The 23,158-nt window shown below is 70.8% G+C and carries 22 protein-coding genes; 1 reads left to right on the plus strand and 21 read right to left on the minus strand.

The genetic code is table 11. The features are described from left to right. The 13 genes from ppdK to QN152_10230 form a co-directional block, all read right to left on the minus strand. A partial coding sequence (ppdK, locus tag QN152_10170) for a pyruvate, phosphate dikinase (protein MDR7539874.1) occupies positions 1-2,217 on the minus strand: 2,217 nt, incomplete at its 3' end. A 26-nt stretch (positions 2,218-2,243) separates the two neighbouring features. Then, positions 2,244-3,602 carry a glycine--tRNA ligase gene (locus QN152_10175; GenBank protein ID MDR7539875.1) on the minus strand — a complete coding sequence of 453 codons (1,359 nt, stop codon included), beginning with the start codon at positions 3,600-3,602 and terminating at the stop codon, positions 2,244-2,246. A gap of 150 nt (positions 3,603-3,752) precedes the next feature. After that, positions 3,753-4,004, minus strand: a complete 252-nt coding sequence (locus QN152_10180) for a hypothetical protein (protein MDR7539876.1) — start codon at positions 4,002-4,004, stop codon at positions 3,753-3,755. A gap of 57 nt (positions 4,005-4,061) precedes the next feature. Further along, complete coding sequence (gene recO / locus QN152_10185; protein ID MDR7539877.1) at positions 4,062-4,802, minus strand: DNA repair protein RecO; 741 nt, start codon at positions 4,800-4,802, stop codon at positions 4,062-4,064. Positions 4,803-4,812: 10 nt separating this feature from the next. Then, positions 4,813-6,069 carry a divalent metal cation transporter gene (locus QN152_10190; GenBank protein ID MDR7539878.1) on the minus strand — a complete coding sequence of 419 codons (1,257 nt, stop codon included), beginning with the start codon at positions 6,067-6,069 and terminating at the stop codon, positions 4,813-4,815. A gap of 6 nt (positions 6,070-6,075) precedes the next feature. Beyond that, positions 6,076-7,362 carry a CBS domain-containing protein gene (locus QN152_10195; protein MDR7539879.1) on the minus strand — a complete coding sequence of 429 codons (1,287 nt, stop codon included), beginning with the start codon at positions 7,360-7,362 and terminating at the stop codon, positions 6,076-6,078. A gap of 194 nt (positions 7,363-7,556) precedes the next feature. Beyond that, positions 7,557-8,453 carry a GTPase Era gene (gene era, locus QN152_10200; GenBank protein ID MDR7539880.1) on the minus strand — a complete coding sequence of 299 codons (897 nt, stop codon included), beginning with the start codon at positions 8,451-8,453 and terminating at the stop codon, positions 7,557-7,559. Continuing rightward, entirely contained in the window at positions 8,450-8,836 is a 387-nt protein-coding gene (locus tag QN152_10205; protein ID MDR7539881.1) for a cytidine deaminase, read from the minus strand. Before QN152_10205 ends, era begins: the two co-directional genes overlap by 4 nt. A 76-nt stretch (positions 8,837-8,912) precedes the next feature. After that, positions 8,913-9,554, minus strand: a complete 642-nt coding sequence (locus QN152_10210) for a DUF502 domain-containing protein (GenBank protein ID MDR7539882.1) — start codon at positions 9,552-9,554, stop codon at positions 8,913-8,915. Positions 9,555-9,564: 10 nt separating this feature from the next. Next, a complete protein-coding gene (locus QN152_10215) occupies positions 9,565-10,836 on the minus strand; it encodes a hemolysin family protein (GenBank protein MDR7539883.1) in 1,272 nt (423 codons plus the stop codon). A gap of 182 nt (positions 10,837-11,018) precedes the next feature. Then, positions 11,019-11,372 (minus strand): diacylglycerol kinase, encoded by a 354-nt coding sequence (locus QN152_10220; GenBank protein ID MDR7539884.1) that lies wholly within the window; start codon positions 11,370-11,372, stop codon positions 11,019-11,021. Then, positions 11,369-11,803, minus strand: coding sequence for an rRNA maturation RNase YbeY (gene ybeY / locus QN152_10225; protein MDR7539885.1), 435 nt, complete (start codon positions 11,801-11,803; stop codon positions 11,369-11,371). Before ybeY ends, QN152_10220 begins: the two co-directional genes overlap by 4 nt. 11 nt (positions 11,804-11,814) lie before the next feature. Beyond that, positions 11,815-13,944 carry an HDIG domain-containing protein gene (locus QN152_10230; protein ID MDR7539886.1) on the minus strand — a complete coding sequence of 710 codons (2,130 nt, stop codon included), beginning with the start codon at positions 13,942-13,944 and terminating at the stop codon, positions 11,815-11,817. 188 nt (positions 13,945-14,132) lie between these two features. Here QN152_10230 and QN152_10235 point away from each other — a divergent pair, with 188 nt between their 5' ends. Continuing rightward, a complete protein-coding gene (locus tag QN152_10235) occupies positions 14,133-14,729 on the plus strand; it encodes a glycerol-3-phosphate acyltransferase (protein ID MDR7539887.1) in 597 nt (198 codons plus the stop codon). Positions 14,730-14,762: 33 nt separating this feature from the next. Here QN152_10235 and argR read toward each other — a convergent pair whose 3' ends face one another. The 8 genes from argR to QN152_10275 all read right to left on the minus strand — a co-directional run. Then, positions 14,763-15,218: an arginine repressor gene (argR, locus tag QN152_10240; protein ID MDR7539888.1), complete on the minus strand. Its 456-nt coding sequence runs from the start codon at positions 15,216-15,218 to the stop codon at positions 14,763-14,765. Beyond that, complete coding sequence (gene argH / locus QN152_10245; GenBank protein MDR7539889.1) at positions 15,205-16,677, minus strand: argininosuccinate lyase; 1,473 nt, start codon at positions 16,675-16,677, stop codon at positions 15,205-15,207. Before argH ends, argR begins: the two co-directional genes overlap by 14 nt. Before the next feature lie 93 nt (positions 16,678-16,770). After that, complete coding sequence (locus tag QN152_10250) at positions 16,771-18,015, minus strand: argininosuccinate synthase (protein ID MDR7539890.1); 1,245 nt, start codon at positions 18,013-18,015, stop codon at positions 16,771-16,773. After that, complete coding sequence (locus QN152_10255; protein ID MDR7539891.1) at positions 18,012-19,307, minus strand: acetylornithine transaminase; 1,296 nt, start codon at positions 19,305-19,307, stop codon at positions 18,012-18,014. The genes QN152_10250 and QN152_10255 overlap by 4 nt, the downstream gene beginning before the upstream one ends. After that, a complete protein-coding gene (gene argB / locus QN152_10260) occupies positions 19,304-20,206 on the minus strand; it encodes an acetylglutamate kinase (GenBank protein MDR7539892.1) in 903 nt (300 codons plus the stop codon). The genes QN152_10255 and argB overlap by 4 nt, the downstream gene beginning before the upstream one ends. Further along, positions 20,203-21,408 (minus strand): bifunctional glutamate N-acetyltransferase/amino-acid acetyltransferase ArgJ, encoded by a 1,206-nt coding sequence (gene argJ / locus QN152_10265; GenBank protein MDR7539893.1) that lies wholly within the window; start codon positions 21,406-21,408, stop codon positions 20,203-20,205. Before argJ ends, argB begins: the two co-directional genes overlap by 4 nt. After that, on the minus strand, positions 21,405-22,439 hold the full coding sequence (argC, locus tag QN152_10270; GenBank protein MDR7539894.1) for an N-acetyl-gamma-glutamyl-phosphate reductase: 1,035 nt from the start codon (positions 22,437-22,439) through the stop codon (positions 21,405-21,407). The genes argJ and argC overlap by 4 nt, the downstream gene beginning before the upstream one ends. A gap of 245 nt (positions 22,440-22,684) precedes the next feature. Continuing rightward, positions 22,685-23,158: RsmE family RNA methyltransferase (locus QN152_10275; GenBank protein ID MDR7539895.1), on the minus strand; the 474-nt coding region annotated here is incomplete at its 5' end.

A 23,158-nucleotide genomic window follows, 5' to 3' on the forward strand; every position in this document is an offset into this window, starting at 1 on the left:
GGGAATCATGATCTCGGGGATGACCTCCAGCCCCTCATCCCGCTTCAGCTCGATGGCCGCCAGGAGGATGGCCCGCACCTGCATCTCGTTGATCTCCGGGTAGAGGATCCCCAGGCGGCAGCCGCGCAGGCCGAGCATGGGGTTGACCTCCTGCAGCTCCTGGACTCGGCGGCGCAGGGCCCGCAGCCGCTCCAGCCGCTCCGGATCCCCGGCGGGGATGCCCAGGCGGTGGCGCTCCTTGGTCAGCCAGGAGGACTCCTCCCCGCCAAGCTCCAGGCGGGTGATCTCCTCTGTCAGCTGGTGCAGCGGGGGGAGGAACTCATGCAGCGGGGGGTCGAACAGGCGGATGATCACGGGGAGGCCCGCCATCTCCCGGAAGAGGCCCTTGAAGTCCTCCTTCTGCAGCGGCTCCAGGCGCGCCAGGGCCCGCCGCCGGGCCTCCTCCGTCTCCGCCATGATCATCTCCAGGTAGATGGCCTGGCGGTCCTCCTTGGTAAACATGTACTCGGTACGCGTCAGGCCAATGCCTTCCGCGCCCAGCTCCCGCGCCTTGCGTGCGTCCTCGGGGTAGTCGGCGTTGGCCCGCACCCCCAGGGTGCGCACCTGGTCGGCCCACTGCAGGAATTCCTGCACGTGCCCTCCCAGCCGCGGCTCCACCAGCGGCACCGCGCCCAGAATGACCTCCCCGCTGCTGCCGTCGATGGTGATGACCTCCCCCTCTCGCACGGTGATGCCGTCCACGGTGAAAAGGCGGGCGTGCTCGTCGATGCGCAACGCCTCCGCCCCCACCACCGCCGGCGTGCCAATGCCGCGGGCGACGATGGCGGCGTGGCTGGTCATCCCACCCCGCCCCGTGAGGATGCCCTGGGCCACCAGCATGCCGTGCACGTCGTTGGGGTTGGTCTCCGTGCGTACCAGGATGACCCGTTCTCCCGCCCGACCGCGCTCCGCGGCGGTATCGGCGTCGAAGACCACGGCGCCCTGGGCGGCGCCGGGGCTGGCGGCCAGCCCCCGGGCCAGGACCGTCCGCGGGGCGGAGGGGTCCACCTGGCGGTGCAGGATCTTCTCGAACTCGTTGGCGTCCACCCGTAGCAGCGCCTCCGCCTTGTCGATCAGCCCCTCGTGCACCATATCCACGGCGATCTTCACCGCCGCCTGCGCGGTGCGCTTGCCTGCCCGCGTTTGCAGCATATACAGGCGGCCCCGCTCGATGGTGAACTCGATGTCCTGCACGTCCCGGTAGTGCCGCTCCAGCAGATCGGCGATGCGCTGCAGCTCCTGGTAGGCCTGGGGCAGCTCCTGTGCCAGCTCCGCGATGGGGCGGGGGGTACGGATGCCGGCCACCACGTCCTCCCCCTGGGCGTTCAGCAGGTACTCCCCGTACAGCACCCGATCGCCGGTGGCGGGGTTGCGGGTGAAGGCCACCCCCGTCCCCGAGTCCGGCCCCATGTTGCCGAAGACCATGGCCTGGACGTTCACCGCGGTCCCCAGGTCATGAGAGATGCGGTGGTAGGTGCGGTAGCTCACCGCCCGCGGGGTGTTCCAGGACTCGAACACCGCGCGGATGGCCATCTCCAGCTGCTGCATCGGGTCGTCAGGGAATCCGGCACCGGTGGCCTCGCGCACGATGCGCCGGTAGTCCTGGATCAGATCGTGCAGGTCCTGCGCCACAAGCTCCACATCCTGCTGGACGCCACGGGCCTGCTTCAGGGCGGCCAGGGCTTCCTCAAAGCGCTCGTGCTTCACCCCCAGGACCACATTGCCGAACATCTGGATGAAGCGGCGGTAGGAGTCGTAGGCGAAGCGAGCGTCCCCGGTGGCGCGGGCCAGCGCCTCGATGGTGGCGGGGGTGCTGCCCAGATTGAGGACTGTGTCCATCATCCCGGGCATGCTGAACTTGGCCCCGGAGCGCACCGACAGCAGCAGGGGATTGCGCGTGTCGCCGAACTTCTTGCCCGTGCGCTGCTCGATCAGGCGCAACTTCTCCCGCACCTCATCCATCAGCCCCTGAGGGAAGCGGCGGCCCAGACGGAAGTACTCCAGGCAGGCCTCGGTGGTGATGGTGAACCCCGGGGGCACCGGTAGCCCGATGCGGCTCATCTCCGCCAGCCCGGCCCCCTTGCCTCCCAGGAGGTCGCGCATCTGGGCGTTGCCCTCCTCGAACAGCAGTGTCCAGCGGCTCTGCGTCGCCGGTTCCCGCTCCTTGACCTCTGCCATCCTCCTGCCTCCTTCGAGCGTCTAGCTCACCGTGCCTCAGTGGGCGCCCGCAGGGGCGCCGCCGCCTCCAGCCGCGGGGCCAGGTAGGCCCGCAGCTCGGCAATCTTCACCCGGTCCTGGGCCATGGAATCCCGGTCCCGGACGGTTACCGTCTCGTCCTTTTGCGTCTGGCTGTCCACGGTGATGCACCAGGGCGTACCGATCTCGTCGTAGCGGCGGTAGCGGCGGCCGATGGAGCCATTCTCGTCGTACTCCACCACCCAGGTGCGCCGCAGCTCCGCGGCCACCTCCCGGGCAATTTGCGGCATCCGCTCCCGCTTTACCAGCGGCAGCACGGCCACGGTGACCGGTGCCAGGCGCGGGTGGAGGTGCAGCACCACCTCCACTTCCCGCCCTTCCTCCTTCCCCGCGCGGCCGCCCGGGTACTCCCGGTAGGCGTCCAACAGGAAGACCAGCATCGCCCGCTCGATGCTTACGGTGGGCTCGATCACGTAGGGGTGATAGCGGGTCCCGTCGGTCTCGTCGAAGTAGGTGAGGTCCCGCCCGGAGTGCTGCTGGTGCTGCCGCAGATCGTAGTCAGTGCGGTTGGCCACTCCGGCCAGCTCACCCCAGCCGAAGGGGAAGCGGTACTGCAGGTCTACCGTCCGCTTGGAGTAGTGGGCCAGCGTCTCGGGGGGGTGTTCGTAGCGCCGCAGGTTCTCCCTGGCCACACCCAGATCGACGAAGAACGTCTCCCACAGGTCCAGCCAGGTCTCGAACCAGACCTCATCGCTCCCCGGGCGCACGAAGTACTCGATCTCGGCGATCTCGAACTCGCGCAGCCGGAAGATCCACTTCCCGGTGGTGATCTCGTTGCGAAACGACTTGCCGATCTGAGCGATCCCGAAGGGCACTTTGACCCGCACCGTGTCCAGGACCGCCTTAAAGTTGGTGAACATTCCCTGGGCCGTCTCCGGGCGCAGGTAGGCCAGGGCCGAGCTCTCCTCCGTGGGCCCCAGGTACGTCTTGAACATGAGGTTAAACTGCTTGGGCTCGGTCAGGTCGTGGAGGTGGTCGGGGGCGGGCGGGATCTCCTCATCGGCCCGGAAGCGCTCGTGGCAGATGCGGCACTCCACCAGCGGGTCGTAGAAGGCCGCCTCATGACCGGAGGCGACCAGGACCTCCCGGCGGGTGATAATGGCGGTCTCGATGCCCACCACGTCCTCCCGCTCCTGCACGAAGCGGCGCCACCACTCACGGCGGATGTTGTGGCGCAGCAGCACTCCCAGCGGCCCGAAGTCGTAGATTGCACCCGGCGGGCCGTAGATCTCCGCCGAGGGGTAGACGAAGCCCCGCCGCTTGGCCAGGGTGGCGATGCGGTCCAGAGTGTCGTTGCGGGTCGGCATGCTCATCGCGTATGGCTTCGCATGATCATCGGGTGCCCTGGAAGGAGAAAGAGGCGGCGCACACCGCCGGCGAACAGCCGCTCCCGCGGCGCGCAAAGGGTCGGGGTCGGCCGACCCGACACGCCACGCAAAGCTGGCCGCTCGCGGCTCCTAGCCGATGCCCAGGGGCTCCTCCTCGCGCGGCCGCCGCGGAATGGGGACCGGCAGCGTCGACAGGAGAGTGGCCAGGGCGAAGACGGCCATACCAGCCAGGGCCCAGGAGGTCGGCAGCTCGATGACCTTACCCTCGGTCTTCACCCGGATCTGCCCGGGCGCTCCTGGACGCACCACCTGTCGCGCTTCGTCCAGGGCCGTGCCCAGCTCGACCACGGCGCGCTTGGCCCGCTCCAGGTCGATCTCCATGCGCACACCTCCAGGGAGTACTATACCATCACCGCCTCCCGGCGGCAGTGCCCGCCTTCAGCGCAGCCGCTCCAGGACTCCGGGGCTGCGCAGCCGCACCTCCAGGCGATGCTCCGCGTAGCGGCGCACCAGTTCCAGCAGCAGGCTCTGGTCGTCAGGGGGCAGGGCGAGCCTCCCCACCTCTGCCGCCGGTGCTGCCAGCAGGGCCTCCAGCACGCGCACCAGCTCCGGGCGCAGGCGTACCGCCGCCGGATCCCGCGCCGCGTGGCGGCGGCACACCACTCCCCCCAGCGGGTGGCTCCACGCGGGCGCGCTTCCGGTCTCCTCTCCCCCCACGGCGCAGCGCTCCAGCGCGGGCTGAAATCCCGCCAGGGAGACGAGGTGCAGGCCGAACCACAGCACCGCCGGGGTCTCCTCCGGCCGCCGCAACAGCCGCAGCGCCTCCACCAGGAGGTGGAAGAGCCCGGGCTGCGGCTCCCGCTCCGGGGTCGCCGCCTCCACCAGCTCCGCCAGCAGTGCCGCCTGGCCAAACCGCCGCAGGTCCGTCCGCAGCGCGCCGGTCCCCTCGACCACCTCCACCTGGGCCACCACGTCCAGGGCCCCCCGGCCCCTGGCCAGCAGCAGACGCAGGTGAGAGAAGGGCTCCAGGGCACCGCTGCGCTTGCTGCTGGGCCTGCGCACCCCGCGGGCCACCGCTGAGAGCCTGCCGTACTCGCGGGTGAAGAGGGTCAGCACGCGGTCCGCCTCCCCCAGGGGACGGTGCCGCAGGACCACGGCTTCCGCCTTGTAGACCGGCATCCTTCCTCCCTCAGGCGCGGCCACCCGCACCCTGCAGCACGGTCACTAACAGCAGCGCCAGGCTCAGGCCTACCAGAAGCACCGTCGTTGCCCAGGCCACCGCGTTGCCCGCCGCCCCGTTGGTGTGCGCTCCCATCAGCCGCCGATCGTTGACCAGACGCAGCATGATCACCAGCACCACCGGAAGGAGGATCCCGTTGAGGGCCTGCGAGGCCACCATCACCGGGATGAGGGGCAGGCCCGGCCAGAGGATGACCAGGGCGCTCGCTGCCAGGACGGTCAGAAAGAGGCCGTAGAAAACGGGCGCCTGCGCCAGCGGGCGGTCCAGCCCGGCCTCCCAGCCGAACGCCTCGCAGATGGCGTAGGCTGTGGACAGGGGGATGATGGCTACGGAGAAGACGGCGGCGTTGAGCAGCCCCACAGCGAACAGCAGCGAGGCGTACCGCCCGGCCAGAGGCGCCAGCGCCCGCGCCGCGTCCTCCGCCGTCTCCACGCGGATCCCCTGGGGGAAGAGGGTAGTTGCGGTGGCCACGATGATGGAGCCGGCCACCAGCACCGTGACCAGCCCTCCCAGGATCGTGTCCGCCCGCTCGTAGCGCACGTCGTTGGCCGTCAGTCCCTTATCCACCACGGCCGCCTGGTGGTAGAACTGCATCCACGGCGCGATGGTGGTCCCTACCAGGGCGACGACCAGGACCAGGTACTCCGACCCCGGCCGCCAGGTCGGGACCACCACCGCCTGGAAGACCACCTCCCACTGCGGCCGGGCCAGGATGGCGGAGATGGCGTAGAGCACGTAGAGGGCGGAGGCTCCCAGGAAGATCCGCTCCACCAGTCGGTAGCCGCCGCGCAGCACCAGCACCGCCACCAGCACCGCCGCCAGCGGGACTCCCAGCAGCCGGGGGACCCGGAAGATCTCCAGGCTCCCCGCGACCCCGGCGAAGTCGCCGACGGTGTTCGCCCAGTTGGCCAGCAGCAGGACGGCCATCACCCCGGCGGTGGGGCGGACCCCCAGTTGCTCCCGCAGCAGGTCGGCCAGCCCCAGGCCGGTCACCGCGCCCATGCGTGCGGCCATCTCCTGAATGACGATCAGGGCTACCGCGGCCACCGGCAGGGTCCACAGGAGGGCATACCCGAAGTGGGCGCCCGCCGTCGAGTACGTGGCCACCCCGTTGGCGTCGTTGTCCACTGCCGCCGTAATGATCCCCGGGCCAGCGACGGCAAAGAACAGGGCCGTCCGCTGCCAGCGGAGGCGCAGCCCGGGCACGCCCTTCTACCCCCGCCGCACCCGGCGGATGCGCTCGAGGCGGCGAGGCAGGCGCCCCCCCAGGCGTTCGGCCAGGAGGTCCATCACGTCGTCGACGGCGACGATCCCCAGTAGCCGGTCCGCCGCGTCCACCACGGGGACCGCCAGCAGGTCGTACTTCATCAGGAGCGCGGCGGCGGCCTGGTCGCTCTCCTCGGCGCGCACAGCAATCACCTCGGGAGCGATCAGCGCGCTCACCGGAGTCTGCGGGTCGGCGATGAGCAGGCGACGCAGGGAGAGGACACCGACCAGGCGGCCCCCCTCGTCGACGACGTAGAGGTAGTATATGGTCTCCGCGTCGGGGGCCAGCTCCCGCAGGCGGGCGATGGTCTGCTCCGCAGTGAACGTGGCAGGGATAGCGATGCAGTCGGGGTTCATCCGCCCCCCTGCCGAGTTCGGCGGGTACGCCAGCAGGCGGGAGACCTCGGCCTTGGCCTGGGGCTCCATGCGCGCCATCAGGTCGCTGGCCGTCTCCGCCGGTAGCTCCCCCAGCACGTCCGCTGCCTCGTCCGCCTCCATCTCCCCCAGGATGTCCGAAGCCCGCTCCGCCGGAAGGCTGCGCAGGATGTGCGCCTGCACCTCTGTTTCCGCCGCCTCCAGGACGTCTGCGGCGTCCTCCTCGCTGAGGGCGTGCATGACCTCCACGCGCTCGTCGCGGTTCATCTCCTCCAGCAGCTCCGCCAGGTCGGCGGGGTGGATGGCCTGCAGCCGCTCCCGGGAGAGGCGGAGCTTGAGCGGGGTCACCGGCCCGCCCAGGGCGGCAACAACAGTCCAGGGCAGAGCGTGCTCAGGCAACGTCCGCCCCAGGCGCGCCAGGAGCCAGCGCGCTGCGCCCTCTGCTCCCAGCCGGCGCAGCAGCCCGGCGGCACCCACATCGACGCCGGAGAGCACCAGGTCACCGTTGGACCGGGACAGCAGCAGGTCGTTGACCTTGACCAGACGCACCCCCTGGGTGTCCACCACCTGCTTGTCCAGCAGGGCCTCCCGCAGGAGTACCTCGTCGGGCTGCAGCGGCCGGGGGGTGAGGGCAATACGGGGGACGTTCAACACGACCACGGGGTCGACCTGGCGCACCGCGCTCCAGGGGATCAGGGCCAGGCGGGGCCGGTCGACGTCAAGCAGGATGCCGACGACGCGCGGCCAGGTGGGGTGCACCTCCACTGCCAGGTCGGCCAGACGCCCCAGCACGAAGCCGCCGGCGTCCTGCACCCGCCGCCCCAGAAGCCGGCTGAAAGGCAGCACCGCGGCCAGCATGGTCGGTCCACCCGCTGTCGTCGGCGATCACAATCATCTCCGGGTCAACTCTCCAGTTGACCATACTGACGGCGCTGCAGGGTGTCAAGAAATGGTCAGGCCCGGCGCTCCGCGGCCTCGGGAGTACCCCGCTGTGGCTCCCACCCCGCGGGTGACGGCCCGCCTTCTGCTCCTAGGGCCGGCGCCTCCCCACCTCATTCCGGATAGAAGCCACGGATCAGGGCAGGCTTCTCCCGCCAGTCGGGGGTCACCGCCACCCACAGGTCCAGGTAGACCTTGCGGCCCAGCAGCGCCTCCGCCTGCACCCGGGCCGCGGTACCCAGCGCCTTCAGCTTCGCCCCGGCGGCGCCGATGAGGATCCTCTTCTGGGAGGGTTTCTCCACGTGGATGGTGGCGCGGACGTAGACGGTGCCGTCGGGCCGCTCCACGTACTCCTCCACCTCCACCGCCACCGCGTGCGGCACCTCCTGCCGTGTGTGTCGGATCACCTGCTCGCGGATCAGCTCCCGCACCAGGAACTGCTCCGGCTGGTCGGTGAGCATCTCCTCGGGGTAGTGGCGCGGCCCCTCGGGAAGCCGGGCCACCAGGCCGTCCACCAGGTCCGCCACCCCGGCGCCGGTCTCCGCGGAGATCCGCCAGGTGGCCACTGGCGGCAGCAGCGCCGCGGCAGTAGCGGCGGCAGCTTCCACCTGTGCGGGCGTGGCTGCGTCCACCTTGTTTACGATGAGCACCACAGGGGTGCGCACAGGCTGCAGCGCGGCGGCCACCAGATGATCCTCCCGGTCGACCCCTGAGGCGGCGTCCACCATCCACCCGACCAGGTCCACCTGACGCAGGGCCCGCCGCGCCCCCTCCACCATGAACTCCCCCAGGCGGTGGCGCGGCGCGTGGATCCCCGGGGTGTCCAGGAAGACGATCTGAGCGTCCGGGCGGGTGAGGATGCCCCGGACGACGGTGCGCGTGGTCTGTGGGACCGGGGAGGTCGGTGCCACCCTGGCCCCCACCAGACGGTTCAGCAGCGTGGATTTCCCTACATTGGGGCGCCCCGCCAGGGCTACGAATCCTGAGCGGTGGGCAGCCGCTCCCGTCACCGAGACGGTTTGGGCAGGAGAGCTTCTGCGCTGAAGGCTTCAGGCAGCAGGTCGGGAAGGCGCCATTCGCGGAAGGGTCCCCGGGGTCCGGCCAGGTAGACGGTCTGGACCCCGAACTCCACCATCACCTGGCGGCAGGCCCCACAGGGGGCGGCGGGCTCTGGGCTCCCGGTGACCACGGCCACTGCCCGCAGGCGGCGGCGGCCCGCCGCGGCAGCGGTGAAGATGGCCACGCGCTCCGCGCAAATGGAGAGGCCGTAGGAAGCGTTCTCGATGTTGGCCCCAGCAAAGACCGTCCCGTCCGCCGCCAGCACGGCGGCGCCCACGGGGTACTGCGAGTAGGGGGCGTAGGCACGGCGCCGGGCCCGGCGGGCCGCTGCCACCAGCGCGGCCGCCTGCCTGCCGGCCGCATCCGTCCTGCGGGCCGGGCCGATCATGGCCGCAGGGCGGGCCGGGGCATCAGGGTACCCGTTCCACCAGGGGTCGGGTGGCTGACGCCGCCAGCAGGCGGGATGTCGCCGCGGGCGTCGGGGCGATGCCGTAGGCGATGACGAACTGCAGCGCCTCCTCCACCGTGAGGTTCAGCGGCTGCACCTCCTGGGGCGTGGTGATTACCGTAAAGCCGGCGGTGGGGTTGGGGGAGCCGGGAATAAAGACGTGCAGCAGCTCCGCCGGACCGCCCTCCGCCGTGCCCCCGGTGACGAAGCCCAGGGCGTAGAGACCGGGCCGCGGCCACTCCACCAGCACCACTCGCTTGAAAGCGCCGCGGGCGCCGTTCTCGTCCGCGCGGAGGATGCGGTCGCTGAGCTGCTTGGCGGTGCCGTAGATCTTCCGGGCCACAGGTACACGCAGCAGCACCCCCTCCAGGAAACCAATGAGGCGCTGGCCGATGGTCCGGCTGGCCACCGCCCCCGCCACCAGGATCACAGCCACGCCGGTGGCCACGCCCAGCCCGGGAATGTGCCCGAAGAACGGCGCAAGCAACGGCTGCAGGATGTTGTCCAGGGTGGTGAACAGCCACCGTAGGACCAGGTAAGTGACCGCCAGCGGCATGACCACCAGCAGGCCGGTGAACAGGTACCTCTGCAGTCGGGCGCGCATGGAGGCGGGTTCAGGAGGCGGCGCGGACGGGACGGGTGATCTTCACCTTGCCGATGCGCTGCCCTTCCACCTGTTCCACCACGATTTCCAGGCCGTCGTAGGAGATGCGCTCGCCCGGCTCAGGGACGTGCCCCAGGAGGCTGTAGACAAATCCCCCCACGGTGTCCACCTCTCCGGCCGGCAGCGCCAGGTGAAGCTGGTCGTTCACCTCCTCGATGGAGGCCCGTCCCGCCACCAGGGCCACCTGGTCGTTGATCACCTCGACCAGCCGCTCCTCCACGTCGTGCTCGTCCATGATGGGCCCGACGATCTCCTCCAGCAGATCCTCTACGGTGACCAGTCCAGAGGTGCCGCCGTACTCGTCCACCACGATGGCCAGGGGAACCTTGCGCCGCTGCATCTCCCGGAAGAGCTCGTCCAACCGCTTGCTCTCGGGGATGTAGTAGGCGGGGCGCAGCAGCTCGGTCACCGGCGCGGACAGCTGCCCCGCGGTCAGGGGGCGGAGGAGGTCCTTCACGTTGACCACCCCGACGATGTTGTCCACCGAGCCGTGGAAGACGGGGAGGCGAGAGTGCCCGGTCTGCAGGATGAGCTGCGCCGCCTCGCCCACCGTGGCTCCATCGTCCAGGGCCACCATGTCGATACGCGGCACCATCACCTCGCGGGCCACCGTGTCGCCAAACTCGAAGATGGAGTGGATCATCTTCCGCTCCTCCTGCTCAATCACCCCCTCCTGCTCTCCCATCTGCACCAGCATGCGGATCTCCTCTTCGGTGACCATGGGAGCGTTCACGTTCACCCGACCGCCCAGGGGACGCACCATCACGCTGCTGGTCAGCGAGAGCAGCCGGATCAGCGGCGAGAGGAGGCGGGAGAGCAGAAGAAGCGGGCGGGCCAGCACCACCGCCAGGGCATCGGCGTGGCGGGCGGCGACGGTCTTGGGGATGATCTCCCCAACCACCAGGAGCAGGGCGCTCATCACCAGGAAGGCGTAGAGGGCGGCACGGTGAGGGCCGAAACGCTGCACGAAGAGCACGGCCGCCAGCACCGCAGCCCCCACGTTGGCGATATTGTCCGCCACCAGCAAGGTGGTGAGCACGCGGGCCGGCTGGTCCAGCAGCCCGCGAGCCGCCCGCGCCGCCCCCTCCCCGGCGTCTGCCCGCTGCTGCAGCCGCAGGCGGTTGGCGCCAAAGAAGGCGGTCTCGGCAGCGGAGAAGACAGCGGAGAGGAGCAACAGCAGACCGAGCAGGACGTAGACCAGCGGACTACTTGATGCGTCCAACGAGGCCAATCATCCTTTCCGTATCCGTACGGCGCACATCCCCGCGGCAGAGCCCGGAATGTGCGCGAGGCGGAGTGCCCTCCGCCCGGGATCTCAGTATAGCACACCCTCCGGCAGACCGCGGGCGACAGCAGGGCGCCGGGGCGGAGCCCCAGCTACCAGGCGCGGCGCTGGCCCTGCACTCAGCGCACCCTGGGCAGCAAGACGGCAGCGCCGGCCAGGGCGGCGCCCGCCGCCACCACCATTACCCCCGCGGCGGCGACGTCCTTGGCCGTTTTGGCGGCAGGATCGTGCTCCAACCCCACCACTCGGTCGACAAGCACCTCCACCGCAGTGTTGACCAGCTCCGCGCCCACCACGGCAGCGACGGCCAGCAGGAGAACGGCCGCTTCCAGGGGGCCCAGGCGGAAGACCGCGATCACCCCCAGGACCAACGCCGTGGCCACCCCGTGGATGCGCAGGTTGCGCTGGGTCCGCAAGGCGAAGGCCAGACCGGCAAACGCCTGGCGGAAGCTCTCTCGTAGGGTGCGGTTCATCCTCTCCCCCTCTCCGCCGCCTCCAGCGAGCGCAGCAGCGCCCGCTGTCGCCGGCGCATCCTCCGCGCCCCCTGCGGCGAGGTATCCTCGTGGCCCAGCAGGTGCAGGACGCCGTGGATAACCAGCAGACGCAGCTCCCGCTCCAGGGCGTGGCGATAGCGCCGGGCCTGTGCCGCGGCGCGCTCCGCGGAGACCACCACGTCGCCCAGCAGGCCGCCGCCCTCCTGGGGGAAGGCCAGGACGTCCGTGGGACCGGTGCGGCGGCGGTAGCGGCGGTTCAGCTCCGCCATGGCCGCATCGTCCACCACGGCCACGCTGAGCTCACTGCCGGGGGGACACCCCTCATGCCGCATTACCCACAGGGCGGCGCGACGCAGGGCCGCGGCTTCCACCGGCACGGCCCGCTGGCGGTTGGCCACCAGGACCCTCACCCGTGCCCCGCTCAGCGAAGCCTGCCGACGCGCTCTCGCCGCCGCGGCCGCAGGTCTCGCTCCAAGTCAGGATACTCCACCCGGGGGTGAAAGATCCCGGTGAGGATCCGGGTGAAGGCCTGGGCGATCTTCTCCAGGTCGCGGAACATCAGGTCACACTCGTCCAGCTGCCCGTCCTGCAGCCGCTCGTGGATGATGCGCCGCACCGCTTCGTAGATGCGGTCGGGCGTAGGCCGGCTCAGGGTACGCACCGCAGCTTCCACGGCGTCGGCCAGCATGACGATGGCTGTCTCCCGCGTCTGTGGCTTGGGCCCCTCGTAGCGGTACGCGGCCGGCTCCGGCTGGTCGCCGCGCTCCAGTGCCTGGTGGTAGAAGTAGGCCATCAACATGGTCCCGTGGTGCTCCGGGATGAAGTCGGCGATGACTTTGGGCAGGCCGTACTCCCGGGCCAGCTCCAGCCCGTCGCGCACGTGCGCCGCCACCGTGAGCGCCGAGAGGCTGGGCGACATGCGCTCGTGGGGGTTGTCCACGCCTACCTGGTTCTCCACAAAGAAGACCGGGCGGCGGATCTTCCCCACGTCGTGGTAGTAGGTCCCCACACGCACCAGCAGCGCGTCGGCGCCGATGGCCTCCGCCGCCGCCTCGGCCAGGTTGCCCACGATGACGCTGTGATGGTAGGTCCCCGGTGCCTCCAGCTGCAGGCGGCGCAGCAGCGGGTGGGCGGGGTTGGACAGTTCCAGCAGCTTGATGGGCGTGACCAGCCCGAAGAGGTTCTCCAGGTAGGGGAGGATCCCGATGGAAATGAAGCCGACGAGCAGGCCGTTGCCCGCCCCGAAGGCGGCATCAGAGATGATGGTGGGGTAGAACTCCTTGCGGTCCAGCAATCCCGTGGCCACTACGGCCGCGGCGGTGGCCGCACCCACCTTCATTCCGGCCACGATCAGGTCGGTGCGGTGGCTGATGCGGCGGATGGCATGCACCCCCACCACGCCGCCGGTAAAGGCGATGAAGGCGGTGCGCAGGTCGCCAGTGGCGATCAGGCCCACCAGCAGGCTCAGCACCCCCGCCGTGAAGAGGGCCAGGCGCGGCCGCAGCAGCACCGAGAGCAGGATGGGGCCCACGGCGGCGGGGATCAGGTTGAGGTTCACCCGGTAGGAGACGATCACCCGTCCCAGGGAGACGGTGAAGACTACCACCAGACACCAGAGCAGCAGGTAGCGGTTGGTCTGCCAGATCTCGGGCTGGTGCTGCCGGAGGTAGAGGCCGCTCAGGCCCAGGAGCACGGCGATGACCACCGCCATGCCCAGGACGATGTCCCAGCCCAGGGGCGCGCCCAGCAGGCCCAGGGCCTCCAGCTTGCGCAGGTGTGTCTGGGTGATGCGGTCGCCCCGGCGGACGATGATCTCGCCACGCAGCACCCGTACCCGCACCGGCTCCACCGCCTCTTCCGCCTCACGGCGCAGCGTCTGGGTGAACACCCGGTCGAGAACGAAGTTGGCCCGCAGGGCATCCTGCCCCACCGCGCTGGCCACGGCCAGTGCCCGGCCGGACAGGGGCGAGGCGCGCAGCATCTGGCGCACCTGCTCCCGGGCTTCCTCCAGGTGCTCGCCGCGCACACCGGCCCCCATCACCCGCTCCACCACGTCCACGGTGACCGCACGGGCCTGCGCCAGAGTATCCGGCTCCAGGGAAAGCGCCGCCGCGGCCAGCGGCGGAGACAGCACCTTCACCTGCTGCCGCAGCCGCGCCACCCGCTCCGCCTCACTTGTCCCGCTGCTGGCACTCACCCGGGCGATGACGTCGAAGGCCGTCACCACCGCCGTGCGCGCCGCCGCCGTGGCCTCGGGGTTCTCCCGGTAGACGGGCTCGACCCGGCTGGCGGCAATACGGCGGCGGATGGCCGTCTGCTCCTGGTCGATGTAGTCAACGGTGCGGGGCGCCTCGATGTCCTTCTTGGCCACATCCCCCAGACGCAGGACCTGCCGCCCGGGTACGTAGGGCAGCGAGGCAATCAACAGCAGGGTCAGGAAGGTGACCAGCCCGATGAGGCTCTTCGGGACCCACGGGAGAGCAAACAGTGGGGCCAGGCGACCCTGGACCCAGGAGAGGAGACTCATGTGCTGGTACAAGTCTAGGGCCATGGGTCGAGCGTGTCCAGCCGGCGGGCCGGTTCCAGCACTTCAGCGCGGATCCGGACGTGGGGGACTGGGCTGCAGGCCCGCCTGCACTAGGGGGAGGCCATGGAGGCGACAGCAGTCCGGCTGTGGGAGGCGAGGGTGCCCGGCCGGCGAATGTTCTTGTCTGAGAACGGGAACAGGGGTTGCGGGTCATGTCCACATCCATCGCTGCAGTGCTCCTCCCCGTCGGGGGCTATCTCTCGGGGTCGATTCTCCCGGCCCACATCCTGGCGCGGCGGCGCGGGGTGGACTTCCGCGCGCTGGGCAAGAACCCCGGCACAGCTGAGACCTTTCGTACCTTCGGCTTCCGGCCGGCGTTGCTGGTCTACCTGCTGGACGTGGCCAAGGCGCTGCTGCCCCTGGTGGCGGCCAAGCTGCTGCGGGTGCCCGGGTGGTCACTGCTCCTGACAGCGGCGGCCGCCGTCGCCGGGCACAACTGGTCAGTATACTACCGGTTCTGGGGAGGGAAGGGCCTGGCCACCGCCTCCGGGGTCCTCCTCTTCCTGGTCCCCCTGTACTTCTCCATCGCCCTGCTTCCGGCGCTGCTGGCCTGGCGGCGCACCGGGTGGGTACCGGCCAGCGGTGTGGTGGGATTCCCCATCATCATCGTCCTGACGTGGCTGGCGGAAACAGACCTGATCTTCCGCACGGCGGCCATCCTGCTGCCGCTGGTGATCCTGGTGCGGGTACGCCGGGACATCATCGCCAACTGGCCGTTCCGCCCGGCCGGCAGGGACGCTTCGCGCTGAGCCGCGAGAAGTGCGGCGGCGCAGGCTGACCGCCTAAGGAAGCAGATTCTGCAGGCGGCGGCGCAGAGCCAGGCGGGCCCGCGGTGTGCGCGGCACCACCAGGATGGTGTTGTCGCCGGCCACTGTGCCGGCGACCTCGGGCCAGCGGACCTCGTCAATGGCCTCCGCGACGGCGTTGGCCGTCCCGGTGGTGGTCTTCACCAGGATCAGGCCGCTGCCCTCATCGACACCCACCGCGTACTCCTGGAATGCCCTAGTCAGGCGGCGCTCCGCGTCAGGGGCCATGCGCAGGGCCTCCGCCGGCGGCAGGTAGCGCGCCCGTCCGTCCTGGGTGGGCACCTTCACCAGCCCCAGGCGCTTGATGTCGCGGGAGACTGTGGCCTGGCTCACCCGCAGCCCCGCCGCCCGCAGCGCCCGCACCAGCTCCGCCTGGGTGTGGATGGGCCGAGCGGTAACCACCTGCAGGATCCGGCGCTCACGCGGGCGCACGCAGCGCCTCCCGCACCCGCTGCTCCTCCGCCTCCGCCTCCGCGGCCCACGCCCGCAGCCGTCCGACCTCGGCCGCAGCCCGCGCGGCTGATGCGCGCACCTGACCCGGGGCGGTCCCTCCCGGGACGTCCTTGGCCTGGACGGCCGCTTCGGGAGTGACGGCGCGCCGCAGCTGCTCCACCGCTGCCCCGTCCAGTTCCGGGAGCAGCGCCGCCCACTCTTCCGGCGTCAGGTCATCCAGCGTCTTGCCCTGTGCCTCGGCGTGACGGACCACCTGCCCGGCCAGGTTGTGCGCCTGACGAAAGGGAATCCCCCGTCCCACCAGGAAGTCGCTGACCTCGGTGGCGGTGACAAACCCCGCATCCAGCGCGGCCCGCATCCGCTCCGGACGGAAGCGAGCCTCGGCCAGCAGCACGGCCAGGGCCTCCAGGGCCTCCATGGTGGCGTCTGTGGCCTCGAAGACCAGGAGCTTGTCCTCCTGCAGGTCTCTCTGGTAGCCCAGCGGCAGCCCCTTGAGCACTCCAAGCAGCGCATCCCGGTTGCCGGCCACCCGCCCCCACCTGCCGCGGATAAGCTCGGCGGCATCGGGGTTGCGCTTCTGGGGCATGATGCTGCTGCCGGTGGCCACGGCATCGGTGAGGAGGAGGAACCCGAACTCCTCCGTGCTCCAGATCACAGCCTCCGCAGCCCAGCGGGAGAGGTGGGTCATCAAAAGGGCCAGGGCATCCAGCAGCTCCACCGCGAAGTCCCGGTCGCTGGTGGCGTCCAGGCTGTTCTCGCTGGTGCGGGAAAAACCCAGCATCCGCGCCACCGCCTGGCGGTCCACCGGGAAGGAGACGCCTACGGCCGCCCCTGAGCCCAGGGGCAGCACGTCCGCCGCTTCGTAGGCTCGACGCAGACGGTGGCCGTCGCGGACCAGCATCCAGACATAGGCCAGCAGGTGGTGCCCCAACAGGGCCGGCTGCGCCCGCTGCAGGTGCGTGTAGGCGGGCAGGAGGAGGTGTCCGTCCCGCTCCACCAGGCCCAGCAGCGCATCCTGGACCCGCACCACCGCGCCCACAGCCGAAGAGGCCGCCTCCTTGGCCCACAGGCGGAAAGCGGTAACCACCTGGTCATTCCGGCTGCGCGCGGTGTGCAGCCAGCCCGCGGCGTCACCTATCCGCCGGAAGAGCTCCGCCTCGATCAGGGTGTGGACGTCCTCCGCCTGCTGGTCCGGGGGAAAGCTCCCCGCCTCGGCCTGAAGCAGCATCTCCCGCAGTGCATCGACGAGCTGCGCGCCCGGCTGCGGCGGCACGATGCCCTGCCGGAGAAGCATCCGCGCGTGGGCCAGGCTGGCCCGCAGGTCGTAAGGCAGCAGGCGGATGTCTACCGGGAGGGAGGCGGTGAAGCGGGCCAGGTGCGGGTGCAGCCTCCCCTGAAAGCGCCCACCCCACATCCGGTGCCCGCCGGGCTCATTCACGGGACGCCTCCGTATTCGCCCACCCCGGAAGACCGCCCTCGCGGACCTCCGGGGTCCCGGCCGGTGCTGCGCAGGAATCTCCAGGACATATCCCTAGCGGCCGGCCGGCTGCCTCACCTGCCGCACCAGATGGGGGTTGGTCCGGGCAAAGACCGACGCGGGCAGGCCGAAGAGACGGATGAACGCTCCCGCATCCGCGTGCCGGTAATCGCCGCCCGCCTCAAACGTGGCCAGGTCCTCGCGGTACAGCGAGTGGGGCGACCACCGGGCCACCGGCGCGCACGTGCCCTTGAACAGTCGCACCCGCACCGTCCCGCTCACGGTGCGCTGTGTGGAGGCGATGAACGCATCCAGCGCCTGGCGCAGCGGCGTGTACCACAGCCCGTAGTAGACCAGCTCGGCATAGCGCTGCGCCACCCCCAGCTTGAAGTGCAGAGTGTCTCGGTCCAGGGTGATGGACTCCAGGTCGTGGTGCGCCACCTGGAGGATGGTCCCTCCGGGGGTCTCGTAGACCCCGCGGCTCTTCATGCCCACCAGGCGGTTCTCCACCATGTCCACTCGGCCCACCCCGTGGCGCCCGCCCAGGCGATTCAGCGTCTCCACCAGCGCCACCGGCCCCAGGCGCTGCCCGTTCACCGCCGTGGGGACTCCTTCCTCAAACTCCACATCGACCTCCTCCGGGGCATCCGGGGCCAGCCGCGGGTCGGTGGTGTACTGGTAGAGGTCCGCCGGCGGCACCACCCCGGGATCCTCCAGGATCCCGCCCTCGCTGCTGCAGTGCCAGAGGTTGCGGTCGACGCTGTAGGGCCGTTCCCGGGTCACCGGCACGGGGATGCCGTGCGCCGCCGCGTAGGCAATCTCTTCCTGGCGGGAGTGCAGGTGCCACTCCCGCCAGGGCGCCACCACCTTCAGCTCGGGGGCCAGCGCGGCGTAGGCGAGCTCGAAGCGGACCTGGTCGTTGCCCTTCCCGGTGCAGCCGTGCACCACAGCATCGGCCCCCACCTCCAGGGCCACCGCCACCTGCGCCCGGGCGATAGCCGGCCGGGCCAGGGCGGTCCCCAGCAGGTAGCGGCCCTCGTACGTCGCCCCGGCGCGCAGCGCCGCGAAGGCGAACTCCCGGATGAACTCCTCCTTAATATCCACCACGTGGGCGGCGGCGGCGCCGGACTGCAGAGCCTTTTGCCGCACCGCCTCCAGGTCCTCGCCCTGCCCCACGTCGGCGATCACCGCCACTACCTGGCAGCCGTAGGTCTCCCGTAGCCAGGGGATGATCACCGAGGTGTCCAGCCCGCCCGAGTAGGCCAACACCGCCTTGCGCACCGCTCCCTCCGCCTTCATCGCCCTTCTCCTCCCTGCGCCGCCGGCACCGCCTGCAGCGCCGCTTCCAGGATCGTCAGAGCCTCCTGCACCTCCGCCGCACTGACCACCAGCGGCGGAGCAAAGCGCAACGTCCGCGGCTGGACCCCGTTGACCAGCAGCCCCCGGTGGCGGCAGGCCTCCACCACGGGGGCCGCCTCCCGGTCCAGATCCGCCCCCACCAGCAGCCCGCGGCCACGTACGGCGCTGATAGCCCCGCTGCGCTCTCCCACCAGGCGCAGCCCCTCCTGCAGCATCTCGCCCACAGTCGCCGCATGCGCCACCAGACCCTCCTCCTCCACCGTTTGCGCCACCGCCAGCGCCGCCGCGCAGGCCAGCGGGTTGCCCCCAAAGGTGGACCCGTGAGTCCCCGGCTGGAAGGCCTCCGCCACCTCCTGCCGAGCCAGCAGGGCACCGATGGGCACGCCCCCGCCCAGCCCCTTGGCCAGGGTGACCATGTCGGGGGAGACCCCGTAACCCTGAAAGGCGAAGAGCGTCCCGGTCCGCCCCATCCCGGTTTGCACCTCGTCCAGGACCAGCAGCAGTCCGTGGGCGTCGCACAGGGACCGGGCGGCCGCCAGGTACTCCGGGGTCGCCGGGTGGACGCCGCCTTCCCCCTGGACAGGCTCCAGCATGATGGCCGCGGTGCGCGCGGTGACGGCAGCGGCCAGCGCCCCGGGATCGTTGAACGGGACGACGCGGAACCCCTCGGGGAGGGGGCCGAAGCCCTCCTGGTAGCGGGCTACCGGGGTCGCCGCCAGGGTGGCCAGGGTGCGGCCGTGAAACGCTCCCGCCGCCACGATGATCTCAAAGCGGCCCGTGCCGCGGACGTGGTGGAAGCGCCGCACCAGCTTGATCGCCGCCTCGTTGGCCTCCGCGCCGCTGTTGCAGAAGAAGGCGCGGTCCAGTCCGCTGCGGGTGGTCAGCCAGCGCGCCAGCTCCGCCTGCTCGGAGATGAGGTAGAGGTTGCTCACGTGCAGCAGGCGGGCCGCCTGCTCGGCAATCGCCCGCACCAGCCGCGGGTGGGCGTGCCCCAGGCTGCTGGTGGCGATGCCGCCGACAAAGTCCAGGTAGGCCCGTCCCTCCAGGTCGTAGAGGCGGACCCCTTCGCCCCGGGTAAAGGCCACCGGTGCCCGGCGGTAGGTGGGCATCAGCACCTGGGCGCTCAGCCGGGCCACGGCCTCGGTGCGTGTCCCTGCACCCACGCGCTCCCCGGCGGCCGCGTGTCGTCCGGCCTCCACCGATTCCCCGCTCCCCGCGCTGTGCTCTGTCATCCGTTCCTCCGCTGCGGCACCAGCATGGTGCCTATCCCCTCCTCGGTGAACAGCTCCACCAGCAGGGCGTGCGGCACCTCACCGCTGATGATGTGGGCGGAGGCCACGCCGCCCTGGATGGCCGCCAGGCACGCCTCCACCTTGGGGATCATCCCTCCGGCGACGGCACCCTCGGCCACCAGCGCCCGCGCCTCCTCCACTGTGAGCACCGAGAGCAGCTCCTGCCGGCCGTCAGCCTCCCGGTAGACTCCTTCTACGTCCGTGAGCATGATCAACTTGCTGGCGCCCAGAGCCTGGGCCAGCGCGGCCGCGGCGTGGTCGGCGTTGAGGTTGAGGGCCCCCCCGGCCCCGTCACCGCCGACAGAAGCAATCACGGGGATGTAGCCGCTGCCGGTGAGCAGGTGGACGAGCTCGGGGTGGACCGCCGTGATCTGCCCCACCCGCCCCAGACCGGGCGGGGTGCGCAGCGGTGCCGCCACGAAGAGACGCCCGTCCCGGCCGGAGAGGCCCACTGCGTTGCCTCCCGCCTGGATGATCCGGCCCACCAGGGCCTTGTTCGCCCTTCCGGAGAGGACCATCTCCACAACCTCCAGCGTCTCCTCGTCGGTGACGCGCAGGCCGTCCACGAAGCGGGGTGTGTGCCCCAGGCGCTCCAGCAGGCGCGAGATCTCCGGCCCCCCGCCGTGCACCAGGACCGGGTGGATCCCCGCCGCCTGCAGCAGCACCAGGTCCTCCACCACCGTGCCGGCAGGATGGGTCAGCACGCTGCCGCCGTACTTGACGACAACGGTGCGGCCGCGCCAGGCGCCCACGTACTGCAGGCCGCGGGCGATCAGCGTCCCCTCGGCGGCCACCGCGGCGCGGTCAGTGTTCCCGGGACCTCCCCTGGCCGTGCTCATGTCATGTACCCGCTGTTCAGCCGCACGTACGCCTCGGTGAGATCGCAGGTCCACCCGCTCCAGGTACCCTCCCCCAGGCCCAGGTCGACCTCGATGCGGAACTCGGCGGCGCGCATGGCCTCCGCGGCCGCCGCCATCCGCTCGCCATTTCCCTCCCCTCCCTCTACCAGGCGCACTCCGCCTATGGTCACCGCCACCCGTGTCGGATCCACCTCCGCCCCGGAGCGGCCCACCGCGGCCAGGATCCGTCCCCAGTTCGGCTCCATCCCGTGCAGGGCGGTCTTCACCAGCGGCGAGGTGGCCACGGCTTCGCCAGCACGTCGGGCGTCCTGGTCACTGGTTGCCCCGGTGATCACCACCTCGACCACCTTGGTGGCCCCTTCTCCGTCGCGGACGACCAGCCGGGCCAGATGGCCGGTCAGCGCCTGCAGGGCCTCCTGGAAGGCGGCAAATCCCTGGTCCTGCGGGGAGCGCAGCACCGGCGCGCCAGAGGCGCCGGTGGCCAGCAGGAATATGGTGTCGTTGGTGCTGGTATCGCCGTCCACACTGATGCGGTTGAAGGAGCGCTCCACGGCGGCGCGCAGCGCCTGCTGCAGCAGGAGTGGAGTCACGGCCGCGTCGGTGGTGACCACAGCCAGGGTGGTGGCCATGCGCGGGTGGATCATCCCGGCGCCCTTGGCCATTCCCCCCAGGGTCACAACCCGGCCCCCCACCTCCACCTGCACCGCGCCAGTCTTGGGGAAGGCGTCCGTGGTCAGGATGGCCTCCGCCGCCCGCTCCCCATACGGACCCAGCTCCGCCGCCAGCGAGGGGATCCCGGTGCGCAGCCGCTCCATGGGCAAAGGCACACCGATCACCCCTGTGCTGGCCACCAGCACCAGCTCCTGGGCGATCCCCAGCGCCTCCGCCGCCAGCTCCACCATCTCCCAGGCGTCGCGCAGCCCCCGGGTGCCCGTGCAGGCGTTGGCGTTGCCGCTGTTGATCACCACCGCCTGGGCGCGGCCGTTGCGGATCTGTTCCCGGCTCACCAGGACCGGCGCCGCCTGCACCCGGTTGGTGGTGAAGCAGGCGGCGGCAGCAGCCGGGGCCTCGGTGACCACCAGCGCCAGGTCAGGCCGCTCCGGCTTAATGCCGCAGTGCCCGCCGGCGGCACGCACGCCGCGAGCGGAGGTGACGTCGCCGGGCAGCACGCGAGCAATCATGGGAACAACGCCGGGGCACGCAGCCCCAGCTCCTCGGGGAAGCCGAACAGCAGGTTCATGTTCTGCACCGCCTGCCCGGCCGCGCCCTTCACCAGGTTGTCGATGGCGCCGAAAGCGATCAGCACCCCGCTCGTACCGTCTACCCGCACGGCGAGGTCGCAGAAGTTGCTCCCCAGGGTGGCCTTGGTCTGGGGCAGGCTCTCCCCCTCCAGCACGCGGACAAAGGGCTCACCGCCGTACGCCTCGCGCAGCGCTGCCTCCGCCTCCTCCCGGCTCACCCGCCGCACCGGCTGCAGGTAGACCGTCGCTAGGATGCCCCGGGTCATGGGCACCAGGTGCGGGGTGAAGGTGAAGCCGGCATCCCCCGCCAGAGCGCGCAGCTCCTGCTCGATCTCCCCGCTGTGCCGGTGCCCGGGAGTGGAGTAGGCGAAGACGTTTTCATTGACCTCGGAGAAGTGGGTGCGGCTGGAGGCGGCACGCCCCGCACCGGAGACACCCGACTTGGCGTCGATCACGATGCCGGTGGAGCGGGCCAGGCCGCTTTGCAGCAGCGGCGCCATGGCCAGCAGCGCCGCCGTGGGGTAGCAGCCGGGATTGCCCACGATGCGGGCGCGCCGGATCCGGGGGCGGTGCAGCTCCGGCAGGCCGTACGCCGCCTCCTCCAGGAGGGCGGGTGCCGTGTGCGCCACCCCATACCACCGCTGGTACGCCTGCGCCGAGCGGAAGCGGAAATCCGCTCCCAGGTCGATGACCTTTACCCGGTCCCCCAGTCGCGGCACCAGGGTCATGGCCACCCCGTTGGGCAGGGCCAGGAAGACCACGTCCGAATCCGCCGCCACTGCCTCTGGGTCCAGGGCCTCGGTGCGCCCGTGGACGAAGCCCCGCACGTTGGGGAAGAGCTCGGCGAACGGCTCCCCCGCCCGCGTCTCCGCCACCAGATGGCGCAGGCGCACCTCCGGGTGGCCCAGCAGCAGGCGCACCACCTCGCCGCCGCCGTACCCCGACGCTCCAATGACGCTGACGTTGATCAATCTTCCACTCCCCGGCAGACGTTGCATAAAGATTAACAAATTCTGAAATATAATGCAAGGTCATGCGGCCGTGCCCAGAGTTCCGTATCCAGTCGCCACTCACCACTGTGGGGACGCAGGGGGGCGAAGCGGGGCAGCGCACCCACGATGCGCACCCGGTTGATCATCCCCGCGTATGTGGGGTCTGCCAGGATGACCTCGAGCCGCAGCCTGACCCAGTGCCGTCTTGCCGGTGGGCAGGCTGCTTAGGGTGGCCGCAGGGTCAGCTCGTAGAGGACCATGGCTGCCGCCACCAGGCCCGCCGTCTCCGTGCGCAGGATCAGCGGACCCAGGGTCACCGGGTGCGCTCCGTGGGAGGCGGCACTATGCACCTCAGTCTCGCTCCACCCGCCTTCGGGACCGATGCAGATGGTCACGGCGCCGACCCCCGCATGCGCCCGCAGCACCTCCCCCAGGGAGCGGCTGCGCTCCCCCTCCCACGGCAGGAGAATCAGGGACCCGGCCAGCTCCGGCCACAGCTCCTCCAGGGGCCGCGGTGCGTCCACCCGAGGGACGGTGCTGCGACCGCTCTGCTTCGCCGCCGCCGCAGCGATCCTCCGCCAGCGCTCCACGCGAGCTGCCGCCGGACGGGCCACCGCCCGCCGGGTGAGGACCGGTACGAATCGGGCCACCCCCACCTCGGTGCCCATGCGCACGATGGTGTCCATCTTGCTGCCCTT

The organism is Armatimonadota bacterium (genome assembly GCA_031459715.1).
Lineage (GTDB): Bacteria > Sysuimicrobiota > Sysuimicrobiia > Sysuimicrobiales > Humicultoraceae > Humicultor > Humicultor tengchongensis.

Coding starts and splice junctions, on each gene's coding strand:
- QN152_10230 (MDR7539886.1), bottom strand. CDS start 13,944: ATGGCCCTAGACTTGTACCAGCACATGAGTCTCCTCTCCTGGGTCCAG.
- argJ (MDR7539893.1), bottom strand. CDS start 21,408: ATGATTGCTCGCGTGCTGCCCGGCGACGTCACCTCCGCTCGCGGCGTG.
- QN152_10180 (MDR7539876.1), bottom strand. CDS start 4,004: ATGGAGATCGACCTGGAGCGGGCCAAGCGCGCCGTGGTCGAGCTGGGC.
- QN152_10250 (MDR7539890.1), bottom strand. CDS start 18,015: ATGAAGGCGGAGGGAGCGGTGCGCAAGGCGGTGTTGGCCTACTCGGGC.
- QN152_10220 (MDR7539884.1), bottom strand. CDS start 11,372: ATGAACCGCACCCTACGAGAGAGCTTCCGCCAGGCGTTTGCCGGTCTG.
- argB (MDR7539892.1), bottom strand. CDS start 20,206: ATGAGCACGGCCAGGGGAGGTCCCGGGAACACTGACCGCGCCGCGGTG.
- QN152_10210 (MDR7539882.1), bottom strand. CDS start 9,554: ATGCGCGCCCGACTGCAGAGGTACCTGTTCACCGGCCTGCTGGTGGTC.
- QN152_10235 (MDR7539887.1), top strand. CDS start 14,133: ATGTCCACATCCATCGCTGCAGTGCTCCTCCCCGTCGGGGGCTATCTC.
- QN152_10255 (MDR7539891.1), bottom strand. CDS start 19,307: ATGACAGAGCACAGCGCGGGGAGCGGGGAATCGGTGGAGGCCGGACGA.
- QN152_10195 (MDR7539879.1), bottom strand. CDS start 7,362: ATGCTGGCCGCGGTGCTGCCTTTCAGCCGGCTTCTGGGGCGGCGGGTG.
- recO (MDR7539877.1), bottom strand. CDS start 4,802: ATGCCGGTCTACAAGGCGGAAGCCGTGGTCCTGCGGCACCGTCCCCTG.
- QN152_10175 (MDR7539875.1), bottom strand. CDS start 3,602: ATGCCGACCCGCAACGACACTCTGGACCGCATCGCCACCCTGGCCAAG.